The organism is Bacteroides sp. An322 (assembly GCF_002161765.1).
In the GTDB taxonomy this organism is placed as follows: domain Bacteria; phylum Bacteroidota; class Bacteroidia; order Bacteroidales; family Bacteroidaceae; genus Phocaeicola; species Phocaeicola merdavium.
In genome coordinates, this window is the sequence record NZ_NFIN01000015.1 from 45,889 (window position 1) to 62,175 (window position 16,287).

Below are 16,287 nucleotides of genomic sequence, written 5' to 3' on the forward strand. Positions count from 1 at the left end.
ATAGATGCATGCTCTCTAATACGGCTCTTTCATTTAAAATGGTAAAATGGATGTCCGCTTTTGCTAAATACTTGTAGGGGCGGGGTTTGCCTGCCCGAATACGTCCACAAATAAAGCGATTGATGTATTGAGACTGTCTCAAAATAGAAATAGGCTTTCATTTGATATACCCTTTTGCTTATTCAATAAATGTACACGCTCAATGCTTTCGCCAATTTGTATTGTTTCAGCCGCTCACGGACACATTCGGTGAAGAAGCGCAAAATACTGTTGTAACATTCCATTACGATTTTCCCATCCATGCTGAGCAATACGCTTTCGAATACGGGGGCATAAAGGCTTTCCTTTTTACCAAGCCAAAGGTATTCGTTACGTCTGTCCGATTGATAAATCTGATGTTGACGTTGGTTGGCAATATCTATCCACTCGTCAAATCCGTTGCTTTCACCGAGTATTTTCAGTATTTCAGTTGCGTAATCTTTTTCCCATCCGTCTACATACCGCATGGCATAAAAATCTTTTAAGAAAGGCAACCATTCCGCTTCTGCTACTTCCTTCTTGAGCGAATAGACAAATAGCTCCTCTGTCACTGATTGATTGTATAGTTCAGAATCGAACAGATAAGAACCAAGCTCTTTTTCGATTTCCTCCCGACTTAAATCCGGTCCGCGATAAGCTTTACGAGAAACGGTGATTTTGGTGTTTAGCCCGATAAATAAAAATTGTCCCATAAATCTTTCTTTTGTAAGTGGCTAATTAAAATGAGCAAATGAATACGAACTCATACTGTATAAGATATAGTTCTGTTTGCGAATATACGAAGAAAAAAAGGGAAAAGCAAAGTTTTCTGCCGTTTGTGATATCTTTTTTAAATGGATATATACTGTAAAAAATGAGATAAAGGCAGTGCCCCTGCCGAAAAATACCTACGTGGTTGTGGCAAACCTCGCCCCTGTAGCTTTTAATCTTATTCAATAAAAAAAGCGGCTCGAAAGAGCCGCTTTTTTTATTTAGAGTATAATCAAGAATTATTCATGATTGATTTTCATTGTGAAGGTCAATGCAGGAATTTCTTCAACATGACCAAAGTTATCTTTAATCTTCAAGATTACTTTAGTTTCAATATCTTCTCCTACTTGTACTTGAGCACCTGTCGGAGTCAACTCCATTGCTGTCTTAGTAATAGAACCTTCTGTTGCTGCAACAAACTTAGCAGTGAAATATTCATTTTCAATTTCTTTGCCATTATTGTTAGTAATCAGAATGATTTCAGTAGTAGAAGCATTACTCAAAATATTAGCCCAAGTAGTCCAATCTGTGTCAGTCGCATCAAATGGATCAACAGCACCCTTATACGGACTAATAGCCTTAATCACATTTTCAAATGCAGTGACTGTACCATTAGCAGCTTTAGTTACTTTACCCTTAATGATGTTAGTTTCACGATAGTAAACTACAGGAGTTTCAGACCATTGATAAGTGCAATCTACCGGCCAGCAACCAAACTTGATACTGAAATCTGTTGCCCACTCTACTTTATAATCATAAGCATCATCAATTACACCGTGACCTTCCGGTATAAAGGCAATCTGACCATAATTGTATTCAACTGTAGCAGCGTATGTCTTACCATCATTAATTACACCAGTATTAATATTCAAAATACTAGCTGTTGATGCATCACCCTTGTTAACTCCCGGATTATAAACGCCCTTGCTGCTATTGGTAATACCATCAATGCTCAGAATATAATCTGCATCCCAATTATTAAATGCTTGTTTCAACAGATATTCACCAGTAGCAGGCGTACCCTTAGGTTCAGGATAAACAGTCATTACACCGTTTACAATGCCATTAGTCTTAGCACTGAAGTCTGCAGGAACTGCAGTAGGCAATTTCTTAGTTACCTGAATTGTGTTGGTACCCAAATAAGTTCCGGACTCATCATAGAACTTAATTGCACCAGTGTAAGTCTTATCTTCACGCATCATTTGGAGGTTCAACGTACCTACAAATTCAGCATATGCAACCTCTTTTTGATTGCCTGCAAGTGTATTCTTGTCTGCCTTATAAAGCTTCAAGAAGTCATTGCCATTTACATTTAATTCACTCCAGTTAGAAGAAAGGATTCCATAACCTGATGACTTGAATACGCTTGGAGCATGTACTCCATCTGCATGAGCTGTTTCACCAGCTACCAAATCAACATGATAATAATGAGCATTTGCAGGAATAGTGAATGCTTGTTTTTCACCTGTATTTACTACATATGCAGCAGGAGCATTAACATACGAAGTCGGAGTTACAGTGTATGCAGCAGTAACAGTTGCAGCTTCACCAGCTTTCACCCAAATGGTATTTTCTTCGATAAAGCCTCGATAGTCAATAGTAACTAATTTCAAAGGTACCGGAATACCAGCTTCACCATTTACAGTAATAGAATGAGTCAATTCTTCACCTTTTATAACTGTATCTACACCGCTGAATGTTAAAGTCTTTAATGCAGCTTTGTCTGTTGTAGATAATGTAGAATTATTATAATCTACCGTAACATAGCTTGCCATTACACGACCACCTTTAGACAAGTCCGATGCAACATTGATAGTAAACGGTGCACCTGCTTCTACAGGGAAACATTTTTCGTAACCTGAGGCAGCATCTCCACCATCTTTCCATGTTTCAATTGCTTTATTAAGAGCAGCTGCAGCCGCATCAGATTGAATTGTTGATTTCTTTTCAATATCTTCTGCTTTTTGTTCAGCTTGTACATGTAAAGTTACATCGTATGCAGAAGTAACGCTTCTGTCTTTTTCTGCATCTGTAACAGCTAATGCATAAGCTATATAGTCATGACCTTTACCATCACACCATGTTGGGTCAGACGCATGACCTGCATCACTACTGCTTAATACCAACTTATCAAATGATTCGAAATCAACATCTTCTTTCAACTGAACACCAACTAAGCGCAAGCCTGTGTTTTGAGTTGCGCGTGAAGCAATGATATCACCACTCCATTGTGATGAAGTTATATTTACATATTCATTCAGATTTACGCCATTACCATTCACCAATGATAACATATCATTAGAAATAACAGCATTTGCCGGATTAATATTAACCAGCATATAATCTGTTACCGTATTAACATCACCCTTTGCTAAAGAGAAAGCACCAGTTAATCCTTCTCCAAAAGTATAAGATGTTGCTGTTTTCCCATTTGGCAAAGTAATTACATCAATGCGCGCATAATTTACATCCAAATTCGGATCATATTGTGCAGGAGCATCATCATCTTTCACTTGGAATGAAATCTCTGTAACCATGCCCAAAGAATAACCAGTCAGTTCTTCTACCTGAGCCAACAACTCTTCCATTTCTGTGCGGAATTCAGCGATTTGGCTATCCAATGCATTCTGGATTTCTTCCTTCATGGCATCGATATCACCCAAAACTTCTTCCAAGTCAGCGATTCTGCCTTCCAGTTCAGCAATCTTGTCAGCATCGCCTGCAGCGTTTGCTTTTTCAAGAGCCTCTTCAGCAGTAGCTTTGGCATCATTCACTGCAGTTTGCATTTGGTCTAATTTGGCTTGCATGTCATCTTTTGTAGCCAGACCATCAATCTGAGACTGCAGATTGCTGATGTCATCATCATAGTCTTTACAAGAGGTAAAAGTTCCTGCCGAAGCGAACAAAAGCGCTCCGAACAGCAGTGCACTTAAATACTTTTTTCTCATAACAAAATAAATTTAATTTATAAATTAAAAAACTCAAATCGTTCTAACTCAAGTCGTTACACGACCGCCACGTCCCTTCGCCCCTTCCCGTGTTTTCTCACGTCAGTAGCCGCGCCGAAAACTGAACTATATATAAATAAGGAGTTGAAAAAGAACGATTTAAATTGCAGGGTTGAAAGAGTTCGTGTGTATGTGTGTGAAAAATGTGCCGGTTTTTGTAGTCCAAAACCTGACGAAAAGGCTGGAATATGTTGCTTGTCATGCCATTAACTTTGTAAAGAATGAGTGAAATGAGGTGCCAAAATGAAAAATTAAAGTAGAATAAAAGGAGTTTTTAAGGCTGATTGTCTTATAAAATTTGGTTTTTTGCATCAGAAAACTGAAATATTTAAAAAGCTTTCAACATGTAAACGAAAAAAGAACTATATTTGCAACCTTGAAATAAACGCATATTAATTATAAGGTAAATAATAAATTAAAAGTAACATGCAAAACAAAGGATTCGTAAAGGTTTTTGCGATATTACTGACACTGGTCTGCGTGTTCTATCTTTCGTTTTCATTCGTGACCCGCTATCACATGAACAAGGCGGCAGAAGACCCGAAAGGAGAAGCACACTATCTTGACTCTGTGATGAACAAGAAAGTCTGGTGGGGCAGTTATACGCTGAAAAAATGTCGTGAGATGGAAATCGGTTTGGGATTGGACTTGAAGGGCGGTATGAACGTCATCCTTGAAGTATCTGTTCCGGATGTAGTGAAGGCTCTTGCTGATAATAAGCCTGATGAAGCTTTCAACAAGGCAGTAGCAGAAGCAGCCAAACAACAAGTGACTAGCCAAGAAGATTTCATCACCCTTTTTGTGAGAGAGTATAAGAAACTGGTTCCAGACGGAAAATTGGCAGAGTTGTTTGCCACCCAGCAGTTGAAGGAAAAAGTGAACACACGCAGCACGGATGCCGAAGTAGAACGGGCATTGCGTGAAGAAGTGAAAGCTGCAATCGACAATTCTTATAATGTATTGCGTACGCGTATTGACCGCTTTGGTGTGGTTCAGCCGAATATTCAGCCGCTGGAAGGTACCATGGGGCGTATTATGGTGGAACTTCCGGGTATCAAAGAACCTGAACGTGTGAGAAACCTGTTGCAAGGTTCTGCAAATCTGGAGTTTTGGGAAACATACGAGGCTAAAGACATTGTTCCTATATTGGTATCGGCTGATGAGCGTGCCCGTGTAGCTATGAATTTGGCTTCTGATACGGTGAAAGTGGAAGAGGCTGTAGCTGAAACAGAAGAAGCTGAAGCTGTATCTTCGAAAGACAGTTTGGCAGCTGTATTAAAAGGTGAAACTGTTGACAACAGTGCTGCCAACTTGGAACAACTGAAGAAAGAACATCCGCTATTGGCTGTGTTCCAGCTTAATCAGAGCGGAGTAGGAGCGATTGTAGGTTATGCAGACTACAAAGATACGGCATCAATCAATTCGATATTAAATATGAAGGAAGTGAAGAACATTCTCCCGCGTGATTTGAAATTGATGTGGGGGGTGAAAGCTTCTGAAATGGATAAGACAGGACATATTTTCGAATTGTATGCTATTCAAGTGACTGAACGCAATGGACGTGCACCGCTGGAAGGTGACGTAGTAACGGATGCAAGAGATTCTTACGACCAGTTCAACAAGCCTTGCGTAACGATGTCGATGAACACAGACGGTTCTCGCCGTTGGGCTGCATTGACCAAGAAGAATATCGGAAAAGAAATTGCTATCGTATTGGACGGCTATGTATACAGTGCTCCACGTGTAAATACGGAAATTACAGGCGGTAATTCAGAAATTACCGGTAACTTTACTCCGGAAGTGACCAAAGACTTGGCTAACGTATTGAAATCAGGTAAGATGCCGGCTCCTGCCCGTATCGTACAGGAAGACATCGTAGGTCCGTCGTTGGGACAACAATCTATCAACCAAGGTTTGATTTCATTCGTTGTGGCATTGATTGCCTTGATGGCTTACCTCTGCTTGATGTACGGATTCGTTCCGGGTATGGTGGCTAATACTGCATTGGTGCTGAACTTCTTCTTTACGATGGGTATTATGTCTTCGTTCCAGGCTGCTCTTACGTTGTCGGGTATTGCCGGTATCGTATTGTCATTGGCTATGGCGGTCGATGCGAACGTGTTGATTCATGAACGTACGAAGGAAGAGTTGAAAGCCGGAAAGAATATGAAAGAAGCTATTTCGGCTGGTTATTCGGGTGCATTCTCGGCTATCTTCGACTCGAACTTGACTTCTATCATTACCGGTGTCATCTTGTTCTATTTCGGAACCGGACCTATCCGCGGTTTCGCTACGACCTTGATTATCGGTATCATCTGTTCGTTCTTTACAGCGGTTTATATGACCCGTCTGATTTACGAACACTTCTTGTCAAAAGGCAAATTGCGTAACTTGACATTCTCGACCAGCATTTCGAAGAACCTGTTCCAGAATGCGCACTATAACTTTATGGGTACCACCAAGCGTTCGTTTACCATTTGGGGTACTATCATCGTAATATGCATCATTTCATTTGCCGTACGTGGCTTGTCACAGAGTATTGACTTTACCGGTGGACGTAACTTTGTGGTGCAGTTTGATAAGGTGGTACAACCTGAAACGGTACGTGACCTGTTGGAAAACAGTGTAGAAGACGCTAATATTCAAGCAATCGCTTTGGGTACAGACGGTCACCGCATCCGTGTAAGCACCAATTACCGCATTGAAGAAGACGGTGCTCATGTAGATACGGAAATCGAAGGCATCTTGTACGAAGCGTTCAAGGAAGGCAATTTGATTCCTGAAGGTTTGACATTGGCACAATTCATCGACCGTGATAATACCGAAGGCTGCTCTATCATCAGTTCGCAGAAGGTAGGTCCGAGTATGGCAGACGATATGCGTACCTCTGCTATTTGGGCAGTCGTATTTGCCGTTATCGCTATCGGTCTGTATATCTTAATCCGGTTCTATAACATCGCGTTCAGTTTGGGTGCTACAGTGGCGTTGGCTATCGATGCCTTCTTGGTTGTGGGTGCTTATTCATTGTGCTATGGCTGGATGCCGTTCTCGTTGGAAGTCGACCAAACCTTTATCGGTGCCGTATTGACCGTTATCGGTTATTCTATCAACGATAAGGTGGTTATCTTCGACCGTGTGCGTGAGTTTACGCATTTGTATCCGAACCGCAACCGTACCCAGTTGTTCAATGACGCCTTGAATACTACGTTGGCTCGTACGTTGAATACCGGTCAGAGTACGTTGATTGTATTGCTTATCATCTTCTTCTTAGGCGGTGACAGTATCCGTAGCTTCTCATTTGCAATGATTCTGGGTGTTGTAATCGGAACATTCTCTTCATTGTTTGTAGCGGCTCCGGTAGCTTATCTGGCTTTGGGAGGTAAGAAAGATCAGAAAGAAGTGAAAGCTGCAAAAGCTTAAACCGATATATCATTTACCACAGAGGGCACAGAGAAACACAGAGGAAAACTAAAAAACTCTGTGTGCCTCTGTGCCCTTTGTGGTAAATGCTTTTTCATATATAAACGCACTGAGGTGACATTAGGTGCATTTCTGTATAATTCTAGAAATTCAAAAGTATGTACACTGTTATTAAACGCATGGAAATATCAGCTTCGCATAGTCTGATGCTTCCTTATCCCAGTAAGTGTGAAAATCTGCATGGTCACAATTGGATTATTACCGTATATTGCCGTAGCAAGGAGTTGAATGAGGCAGGTATGGTAGTTGATTTCTCACAAATTAAAGAAGTGGTAAAAGGTCAGCTAGACCATCGCCACTTGAACGATGTATTGCCGTTCAATCCCACGGCAGAGAATATGGCCCGTTGGGTATGTGAACAAGTGCCTCATTGTTTTAAGGTAGAAGTTAGAGAATCGGAAGGGAATACGGTGATTTATGAGAAAGATTAACGAAATATTCTATAGCCTGCAGGGAGAAGGGGCACATACAGGAACTCCCGCAGTCTTTGTACGTTTTTCCGGTTGTAATTTGAAGTGTGATTTCTGTGATACTTTGCATGAATCGGGCATAGAAATGACTGATGAAGCTATCATAGACGAAGTGTGTAAATATCCTTGCCGGATGGTTATCCTGACAGGTGGCGAACCGGGATTGTGGATAGACGATGCGCTCGTTGACGCTTTGCATAAAGCCGGTAAATATGTTGCCATAGAAACGAACGGCACACAAGTCTTGCCTGAGGCGATAGACTGGGTAACCTGTTCACCCAAGGAAGGCACTACGCTTCGCATAAAGCATGTAGACGAAGTGAAAGTGGTTTATCTCGGTCAGGATGTTTCTCCTTATTTATTAATAGAGGCAAAAGAACATTTCCTTCAACCTTGTTCGTGTCAGAATACAGAAGAAGTAATTGCTTATATTAAAGAGCATTCACAGTGGCGGTTAAGCCTTCAGACACATAAACTGATAAACATCGATTGATTTACGATGAGGGTGTATCAAAATAAAATTCAGCTTTCATTTTGTCATCCTGAACGTAGTGAAGGATCTCGAAAACACAAGCTGATGTACAAGATTCTTCGCTATGCTCAGAATGACATTACTTTTTGATAGGCAATTCTCATTTTGAGACACCCTCATGGTAAATGAAAGTACCTCGGAGGGGAATCGAACCCCTATTTAACGTTTAGGAAACGCTTGTTCTATCCGTTGAACTACCAAGGCGCGTGTGCAAAAGTACTGCTTTTTTGGATAATTCCCATATTTTTGTTTAGAAAAATAGTAAATAACCTGACTTTTGGCAATAAAAGTGTTATTTTATTTTGATTTTTAAAGGAAGTTCACCAATTTTGCGGGGTTGAATATGAGAACTTTTTAAAAAATAGAATATGGCAAAAGAAATGGTAGTCAAGGAGCTGAATGATGTGGTTGTCCGTTTCTCTGGAGATTCGGGCGACGGTATGCAGCTTGCCGGAAATATGTTTTCTAATATTTCGGCAACAGAAGGAAATGATATCAGTACATTCCCGGATTATCCGGCTGACATCCGTGCTCCGCAAGGTACGTTAACCGGAGTATCAGGTTTTCAAGTGCATATTGGCTCGGGTAAAGTTTATACTCCGGGTGATAAATGCGATGTGTTGGTTGCGATGAATCCGGCAGCACTGAAAACGCAGTATAAGTTCTGTAAGCCTCAATCGGTTATTATTATTGATACAGACTCGTTCACCAAACGTGATTTGGAAAAAGCGCAATTCCAGTTGGAGAACCCGTTCTCGGAATTGGGCATTAAGAATGAAGTAGTGGAAGCAGCTATTACCACCATGTGTAAGGAAAGCCTGAAGGATAGCGGATTGGATAATAAATCCATTATGCGTACCAAGAACATGTTTGCATTGGGATTGGTTTGCTGGTTGTTCCACCGCGATATCAAAGTAGGTGAGAAGCTGCTTCGTGAGAAATTTGCCAAGAAACCTGAAATTGCCGAAGCCAATGTCAAGGTTTTGTATGACGGTTTCCATTTCGGCGAGAATACCCATGCTTCGATTTCCACCAGCTATACGGTGCCGAGCAAGCAACAAAAAGAAAAAGGCCGTTACATGGATATTAACGGAAATAAGGCGACTGCATACGGTCTGATGGCTGCTGCCGAAAAGGCTGGATTGCAACTTTATTTGGGTTCTTATCCCATTACGCCCGCTACGGATATCTTGCATGAACTGGCAAAACATAAATCATTGGGTGTGAAGACCGTGCAATGTGAAGACGAGATTGCCGGATGTTCTTCTGCTGTAGGAGCGGCTTTTGCCGGTGCATTGGCGGTTACTACAACTTCCGGACCGGGTATCTGCCTGAAGAGTGAAGCCATGAACTTAGCTGTAATTACCGAACTTCCGTTGGTGATTGTAGATGTGCAGCGCGGCGGTCCTTCTACCGGTTTGCCTACCAAGTCGGAACAGACCGATTTGCTTCAGGTTTTGTTTGGAAGAAACGGTGAAAGCCCGATGCCGGTCATTGCGGCTAATTCGCCTACCGACTGCTTTGATGCAGCTTATATGGCTTGTAAGATAGCTTTGGAACACATGACTCCGGTGGTATTGCTTACCGATGCGTACATCGCAAATGGTTCTGCTGCATGGCATTTGCCCGACTTGAATCAATATCCGGAAATCTGTCCGCCTTACGTGAAGCCTGAAATGGCTGGTTCATGGACTCCGTTCCAACGCGACCCGAACTCATTGGTACGTTATTGGGCTGTACCGGGTACAAAAGGATTTATGCACCGCATTGGCGGATTGGAAAAGAGCAGCGAGACCGGAGCTATTTCTACAGACCCCGAAAACCATAACCTGATGACACAATTGCGTGCCGAGAAAGTGGCTCGAATCGCTTCATGTATTCCCGATTTGGAAGTGGAAGGATGCGAAGACGCAGATTTGCTGATTGTCGGTTTCGGAGGTACATACGGACATTTGCATTCGGCTATGGATGTTCTGAACGACCAAGGCAAAAAGGTGGCATTGGCACATTTCAAATACCTGAATCCGCTGCCCAAGAATACGGCAGAAGTGCTTCGCCGGTACAAGAAAGTAGTTGTAGCCGAACAAAATATGGGACAACTTGCCGGTTATTTGCGTATGAAAGTAGAAGGTGTTCACCTTTATCAGTTCAATCAGGTAAAAGGTCAGCCTTTTGTTGTGAAAGAACTGGCAGAAGCTTTTAACCGTATTTTAAATGCATAATATTAAATAGGAGGAATCAATCATGAGCGAAACAAAATATACAGCAGCCGATTATAAAGCAGGCCAGCCGCGCTGGTGTCCCGGATGTGGCGACCATGCTTTCTTGAATTCATTCCATAAAGCGCTTGCCGAATTGGGCGTGCCGCCCCATGAAATAGCCGTTATTTCCGGTATCGGATGTTCATCGCGCTTACCTTATTATATGAATACGTATGGCATGCATACTATTCATGGACGTGCGGCAGCTATAGCTACCGGTGCTAAGGTGGCTAATCCGAACTTGACTATCTGGCAGATATCAGGAGACGGAGACGGGCTTGCCATTGGTGGAAATCATTTTATCCATGCCATCCGGCGTAATGTAGATATCAACATCGTATTGTTGAACAACCGCATCTATGGCTTGACCAAAGGGCAGTACTCGCCTACTTCGGCACGCGGATTTGTCAGCAAATCATCGCCTTACGGTACGGTGGAAGACCCGTTCCGTCCGGCAGAGCTTTGTTTCGGAGCACGCGGACGCTTCTTTGCCCGTTGTGCGGCGGTAGACGGAGGTCCGTCTGTAGAAGTTCTGAAAGCTGCGGCACATCACAAAGGCACTTCGGTGATTGAAGTATTGCAGAACTGTGTTATCTTCAACGACGGTACACACAATGCCGTGGCTAAGAAAGAAGACCGCGAACGCAATGCCATTTATTTAGAGCATGGAAAACCGATGCTGTTCGGACCGAATCACGAATTTGGCTTGATGCAGGAAGGCTTCGGACTGAAAGTGGTGAAATTGGGCGAGAATGGCATCAGCGAGAAAGATATTTTGGTGCATGACGCGCATTGCGAGGACAATACATTGCAATTGAAGTTGGCTTTGATGGAAGGTCCGGATTTCCCGATAGCTTTAGGTGTGATTCGTGACGTAGAAGCTCCTACGTATGATGAAGCCGTAGCAGAACAAATCGAAGAAGTATCGGCAAAGAAAAAGTATCACAATTTTGCCGAATTGCTTGACACGAACGATACATGGGAAATTAAGTAATACAGCATTCAATCCCCTTATTTTACGCACCTATATCCATCGGCTTACGGATATAGGTGCGTTGCTTTATGAAGCAGGCTTCGTAAGGCGATGCACCCTAATGCGTTTATTCTTTCTCTCCATAGCATAAATCACCCGCGTCTCCCAGCCCCGGCACGATATACGAATGGGCGTTCAGTTCCGGGTCGATTGTCCCGCACCATAAGCTGGTCTTTTCCTCGGGGAAAACCTTTTGAATATGCTCTACAGCCTGGCGGCTGGCTATCACCGAAGCGATGTGGATATGAGCGGGAGTCCCTTTGGTCAGCAAAGCTTCGTAAGCATATTCCATAGATGCCCCTGTAGCAAGCATCGTGTCGGTAAGTATCAGTGTCTTGCCGTTCAGGTTCGGCGAAGCGATGTATTCGATATGGATGTCGAAATGGTCTTCATCGAAATACTTACGGTAAGCCGATACAAAGGCATTTTCGGCACGGTCGAAATAATTGATGAATCCTCTGTGGAGCGGAAGTCCGGCACGCAAGATGGTCGCGATAACCGGACGTACGGCTGGAACATTTTCAATCGCATGGGCTAAAGGGGTTTGTATCTCTTTTGCCGTATATGGCAAATCCCGGCTGATTTCGTATGCCATAATCTCTCCAATACGCTCGATGTTGCGCCGGAAGCGCAAGCTATCCTGTTGGATATTTACGTCACGCAATTCGGCAAGAAACTGGTTCAGAATGGTATTGCCGGTACTGAAATCTATAATTTTCATAATTGGTCCGTTTGATAATTTCGGACAAAGATAAAAAGAAATTCACCACAGACGACACAGAGGTACACAGAGTTTTTATTTTTAACCTTTCATTCCTCTTTCATTCCTCTGTGTTCTCTGTGTTGAACAAAACCTTTTGCAGAGGAATTGCAAACTCGAAGTGGCATATTTGTTATACAAGTATAAATCTTTATCAATTACGGAATTTTTTCGCTAATTGCTTCTTTAGTTTAAAAAGAAAGCACTATTTTTGTATCGCGAAAAACAAGGCGGAGGTGTTAAAGAACATCTTTCAGACCTGTTAAGGATAACATCGCTAACAACAAAACATTTGATATAACAACCAAATTAAATCATTGGAACAATGGCAAATTTAGATTTAAGCAAGTACGGTATTACCGACGTGAAGGAAATTCTCCACAACCCTTCTTATGAAGTATTGTTCGCTGAAGAGACTAAAGAAAGCCTCGAAGGCTATGAAAAAGGTCAGGTAACTGAACTGGGCGCTGTAAACGTAATGACTGGTATCTACACAGGTCGTTCACCTAAAGACAAATTCTTCGTATACAATGAAGCAAGCAAGGACACTGTATGGTGGACTTCTGATGAATATAAGAACGATAACAAACCGTGCTCGGAAGAAGCATGGGCAGACCTGAAAGCTAAAGCTGTTAAGCAGTTGAGCGGCAAACGTCTGTTCGTTATGGATACTTTCTGCGGTGCTAACCCTGCTACTCGCCTGAAAGTTCGTTTCATCATGGAAGTTGCTTGGCAAGCTCACTTCGTAAAGAACATGTTCATCCGTCCGACAGAAGAAGAATTGGCTAACTACGGTGAACCTGACTTCGTATCATTCAACGCTGCCAAGGCTAAAGTTGACAACTACAAAGAACTGGGTCTGAACTCAGAAACAGCTACTGTATTCAACTTGAAGACTAACGAACAAGTTATCTTGAACACTTGGTACGGCGGTGAAATGAAGAAGGGTATCTTCTCAATCATGAACTACCTGAACCCGTTGCGTGGCATCGCTTCTATGCACTGCTCTGCTAACACCAACATGGAAGGTACTGACACTGCTATCTTCTTCGGTTTGTCTGGTACAGGTAAGACTACTTTGTCAACTGACCCGAAACGTCTGTTGATTGGTGATGACGAACACGGATGGGATGACGAAGGTGTATTCAACTACGAAGGTGGTTGCTACGCTAAGGTTATCAACTTGGATAAAGAATCAGAACCGGATATCTACAACGCTATCAAACGTGACGCTTTGTTGGAAAACGTTACAGTTGACGCTGCTGGTAAGATTGACTTCGCTGATAAGAGCGTAACAGAAAACACTCGTGTTTCTTATCCTATTTACCACATCAACAACATCGTGAAACCGGTATCTAAAGGTCCTCACGCTCATCAAGTAATCTTCTTGTCTGCTGATGCATTCGGCGTATTGCCTCCGGTATCTATCTTGAGCGCAGACCAAGCTAAGTACTACTTCTTGTCTGGTTTCACCGCTAAGTTGGCTGGTACAGAACGTGGTATCACTGAACCGACTCCGACATTCTCAGCTTGCTTCGGTGCTGCATTCTTGAGCTTGCATCCGACTAAATACGCTGAAGAATTGGTTAAGAAGATGGAAAAAGTGGGTGCTAAGGCTTACTTGGTTAACACTGGTTGGAACGGTACCGGCAAGCGTATCTCTATCCGCGATACTCGTGGTATTATCGACGCTATCTTGGACGGTTCTATCGACAAGGCTCCGACTAAGACTATCCCGTACTTCGACTTCGTTGTTCCGACTGAATTGCCGGGCGTAGATCCGAAGATTCTTGACCCGCGTGACACTTATGCTGAAGCTGCTCAGTGGGAGGAAAAAGCAAAAGACTTGGCTGGTCGTTTCATCAAGAACTTCGCTAAGTTCGAAGGAAACGAAGCTGGTAAGGCTTTGGTTGCTGCTGGTCCGAAATTGTAATTCTGAATTACACGACTATAGGAAAAAGCGGTTCTCTGCGGAGAGCCGCTTTTTTTATTAAAAATGTTGCTATGGAATTTTGCAAAAAGAAAATACTTCTCTTTCTTTGTAGAAAGAATATAAATAGAAAGCTTGATGCAAAGACAATATTTGTTTAATACAGACTTTTCTTTTTCTGCACTCCCCAAAGAGAAAAGCAAAGAAAATTTATATTATAAGCATAAAAATGGCTCATTATGGCTGGATGATTCTATTGAATGGCTTAAATCACTTCCTGCCAATAGTGTCAATATGATATTTGCTGACCCTCCTTATAATATAAAGAAAGCCTCATGGGACAGTTGGAGTTCAGAAAAACAATACATTGACTGGTCCTTATTATGGATAAAAGAAGCGGCTAGAATTTTATCGCCAGTAGGAACACTTTATATATGCGGATTTTCTGAAATAATTGCAGGTATCAAATATATGGCCATGCAATATTTTTATTCTTGTAAGTGGTTGATATGGCATTATAGAAACAAGGCTAACTTGGGAAACGATTGGGGACGTTCACATGAAACAATCCTTGCCCTACGGAAAAGTAAAAATTTTATCTTTAATGTGGATGATGTACGTATCCCTTACGGTGCGCATACACTTAAGTATCCGGAACGTAATCAAGGTGATACAAGCCAATATTCCAAAGGACAAGCTAAAAAAAATGATTGGATTCCTAATCCGTTAGGAGCCAAGCCTAAAGATGTGATCGAAATACCAACGACTTGCAATGGTATGAAGGAAAAAACTCCTCATCCGACTCAAAAGCCTGAAGAATTGATTCGCAAATTGATATTAGCATCATCGAATGTAGGTGACATAGTATTAGATCCATTTTGCGGATCGGGTACAACACCTGTTTGTGCCGAACAGTTGCAGCGTAAATGGATAGCTTGCGATAAGGTGGAAGAATATTTGGGGTGGGCTAAAGATAGAATAGAAGCTGTGGATAAATCTATTTCTATTGAGGAATGGAAAGAATATGATTTAAATAATATGAAACGAAGGGTCTCCATACGATGAAACCAACTATATACATAGAAGATTTAGCACGAGATATTACAGATAACAAGACTTATAAGTCATTGAGCCAATATCTTGATTTGGCACATAGATATGCAGATTTTGTGGCAGAAGAAGGAAACATTCAAGTTATTCATTCGCAAACGCCCGAAGAACACCATTATGTTTTTTATCAATATCAGGATGAATCCATTCATTACAAGATAACACGTCCCATTAATAGCCAAATGATGGTACCAGCATCATCGTTTGAACAAGAGGAAAAGATATTTCTTGAACTCCTGTCTGACTTGGATAAGATGAAAGAAGCGTCATCCGAAGAAAGAAAAGGTTTTAATAATATGGTATATACCATTCAGCAATCAATTGGTGCTACACTTGATTCCTTGAATACAAATGCAAATTCAGCAAGGAAAATAAATGGGAATATGTTTGAAAATCTAATCCGACTGTTATTTCAAAACTTGGGATTAGATGCGAGAACTAATATCGCAACTTTAAAATTGAAAGACGAAAATAATCAAGTTGTACATACAATGAAATACCAGCAAGATCTTGTATTAAAACAAAACGGTCAATTGAAACTGATCGGCGACATTAAGACCTCTTCTAAAGACCGATTTGATAAAGTTTTTATGGATGCTTATTTTTATAATAAAATTGCTGATGCCGCTATTCCCCATATTGCTGTATTCTTAAATGATGTACAACGAAGCAAAACGAAAAAAAGAAATCAATACCGTACCTCCTCTACATTTTGTAAAGGCAGATTTATCGGATATTCCATAGGATTGGATGTTCTTTCGGGAGTGTATTATTGTGACAAGACCCGTAGTATGGAAGAAGAATCTTATTTACAAAGAAAAATTAAGACGTTAGACTGTTTGTATTGCGAAGACATATTCAAGTTTCTAAAGATATAATAATCAATAAATTAAACACATCAATTAAAAGACTAT

General features: G+C 41.6%; 11 protein-coding genes and 1 tRNA gene. 8 read left to right on the forward strand and 4 right to left on the reverse strand.

Annotated elements, in window-relative coordinates; translation table 11 throughout:
* Nucleotides 1-182: 182 nt before the first annotated feature.
* Together B5F91_RS09300 and B5F91_RS09305 are read right to left on the reverse strand one after the other, a co-directional pair.
* The gene (locus B5F91_RS09300) at nt 183-731 is read right to left on the reverse strand and encodes a hypothetical protein (RefSeq protein WP_087428819.1); all 549 of its coding nucleotides are present in this window, start codon (nt 729-731) and stop codon (nt 183-185) included.
* A 297-nt stretch (nt 732-1,028) separates the two neighbouring features.
* On the reverse strand, nt 1,029-3,737 hold the full coding sequence (locus B5F91_RS09305; protein WP_087428820.1) for a hypothetical protein: 2,709 nt from the start codon (nt 3,735-3,737) through the stop codon (nt 1,029-1,031).
* Between the two features lie 486 nt (nt 3,738-4,223).
* Here B5F91_RS09305 and secDF point away from each other — a divergent pair, with 486 nt between their 5' ends.
* The 3 genes from secDF (at nt 4,224) to B5F91_RS09320 (ending at nt 8,240) form a co-directional block, all read left to right on the forward strand.
* Nucleotides 4,224-7,217 carry a protein translocase subunit SecDF gene (gene secDF / locus B5F91_RS09310; RefSeq protein ID WP_087428821.1) on the forward strand — a complete coding sequence of 998 codons (2,994 nt, stop codon included), beginning with the start codon at nt 4,224-4,226 and terminating at the stop codon, nt 7,215-7,217.
* Nucleotides 7,218-7,375: 158 nt separating this feature from the next.
* Complete coding sequence (queD, locus tag B5F91_RS09315) at nt 7,376-7,708, forward strand: 6-carboxytetrahydropterin synthase QueD (protein ID WP_087428822.1); 333 nt, start codon at nt 7,376-7,378, stop codon at nt 7,706-7,708.
* Nucleotides 7,695-8,240 (forward strand): radical SAM protein, encoded by a 546-nt coding sequence (locus B5F91_RS09320; protein WP_087428823.1) that lies wholly within the window; start codon nt 7,695-7,697, stop codon nt 8,238-8,240. Before queD ends, B5F91_RS09320 begins: the two co-directional genes overlap by 14 nt.
* A gap of 171 nt (nt 8,241-8,411) precedes the next feature.
* On the opposite strand, the gene B5F91_RS09325 is transcribed toward B5F91_RS09320, so the two are convergent.
* Nucleotides 8,412-8,483: transfer RNA gene (locus B5F91_RS09325), tRNA-Arg, on the reverse strand.
* A gap of 164 nt (nt 8,484-8,647) precedes the next feature.
* Between B5F91_RS09325 and B5F91_RS09330 the strand changes: the two genes are divergently transcribed.
* The gene (locus B5F91_RS09330; RefSeq protein ID WP_087428824.1) at nt 8,648-10,501 is read left to right on the forward strand and encodes a 2-oxoacid:acceptor oxidoreductase subunit alpha; all 1,854 of its coding nucleotides are present in this window, start codon (nt 8,648-8,650) and stop codon (nt 10,499-10,501) included.
* 22 nt (nt 10,502-10,523) lie between these two features.
* Nucleotides 10,524-11,534, forward strand: coding sequence for a 2-oxoacid:ferredoxin oxidoreductase subunit beta (locus B5F91_RS09335; RefSeq protein WP_087428825.1), 1,011 nt, complete (start codon nt 10,524-10,526; stop codon nt 11,532-11,534).
* Between the two features lie 106 nt (nt 11,535-11,640).
* Here B5F91_RS09335 and upp read toward each other — a convergent pair whose 3' ends face one another.
* The gene (upp, locus tag B5F91_RS09340; RefSeq protein WP_087428826.1) at nt 11,641-12,294 is read right to left on the reverse strand and encodes a uracil phosphoribosyltransferase; all 654 of its coding nucleotides are present in this window, start codon (nt 12,292-12,294) and stop codon (nt 11,641-11,643) included.
* Between the two features lie 364 nt (nt 12,295-12,658).
* Between upp and pckA the strand changes: the two genes are divergently transcribed.
* The 3 genes from pckA (at nt 12,659) to B5F91_RS09355 (ending at nt 16,251) form a co-directional block, all read left to right on the forward strand.
* Complete coding sequence (pckA, locus tag B5F91_RS09345) at nt 12,659-14,266, forward strand: phosphoenolpyruvate carboxykinase (ATP) (protein ID WP_087428827.1); 1,608 nt, start codon at nt 12,659-12,661, stop codon at nt 14,264-14,266.
* A gap of 135 nt (nt 14,267-14,401) precedes the next feature.
* Nucleotides 14,402-15,328, forward strand: coding sequence for a site-specific DNA-methyltransferase (locus tag B5F91_RS09350; protein ID WP_087428828.1), 927 nt, complete (start codon nt 14,402-14,404; stop codon nt 15,326-15,328).
* The gene (locus B5F91_RS09355) at nt 15,325-16,251 is read left to right on the forward strand and encodes a hypothetical protein (RefSeq protein WP_087428829.1); all 927 of its coding nucleotides are present in this window, start codon (nt 15,325-15,327) and stop codon (nt 16,249-16,251) included. The genes B5F91_RS09350 and B5F91_RS09355 overlap by 4 nt, the downstream gene beginning before the upstream one ends.
* The last annotated feature ends 36 nt before the right edge of the window (nt 16,252-16,287 follow it).

Excerpts from the sequence above, each read along its gene's own strand:
- B5F91_RS09300 (WP_087428819.1), bottom strand. The coding sequence starts at position 731 with ATGGGACAATTTTTATTTATCGGGCTAAACACCAAAATCACCGTTTCT.
- B5F91_RS09305 (WP_087428820.1), bottom strand. The coding sequence starts at position 3,737 with ATGAGAAAAAAGTATTTAAGTGCACTGCTGTTCGGAGCGCTTTTGTTC.
- secDF (WP_087428821.1), top strand. The coding sequence starts at position 4,224 with ATGCAAAACAAAGGATTCGTAAAGGTTTTTGCGATATTACTGACACTG.
- queD (WP_087428822.1), top strand. The coding sequence starts at position 7,376 with ATGTACACTGTTATTAAACGCATGGAAATATCAGCTTCGCATAGTCTG.
- B5F91_RS09320 (WP_087428823.1), top strand. The coding sequence starts at position 7,695 with ATGAGAAAGATTAACGAAATATTCTATAGCCTGCAGGGAGAAGGGGCA.
- B5F91_RS09330 (WP_087428824.1), top strand. The coding sequence starts at position 8,648 with ATGGCAAAAGAAATGGTAGTCAAGGAGCTGAATGATGTGGTTGTCCGT.
- B5F91_RS09335 (WP_087428825.1), top strand. The coding sequence starts at position 10,524 with ATGAGCGAAACAAAATATACAGCAGCCGATTATAAAGCAGGCCAGCCG.
- upp (WP_087428826.1), bottom strand. The coding sequence starts at position 12,294 with ATGAAAATTATAGATTTCAGTACCGGCAATACCATTCTGAACCAGTTT.
- pckA (WP_087428827.1), top strand. The coding sequence starts at position 12,659 with ATGGCAAATTTAGATTTAAGCAAGTACGGTATTACCGACGTGAAGGAA.
- B5F91_RS09350 (WP_087428828.1), top strand. The coding sequence starts at position 14,402 with ATGCAAAGACAATATTTGTTTAATACAGACTTTTCTTTTTCTGCACTC.
- B5F91_RS09355 (WP_087428829.1), top strand. The coding sequence starts at position 15,325 with ATGAAACCAACTATATACATAGAAGATTTAGCACGAGATATTACAGAT.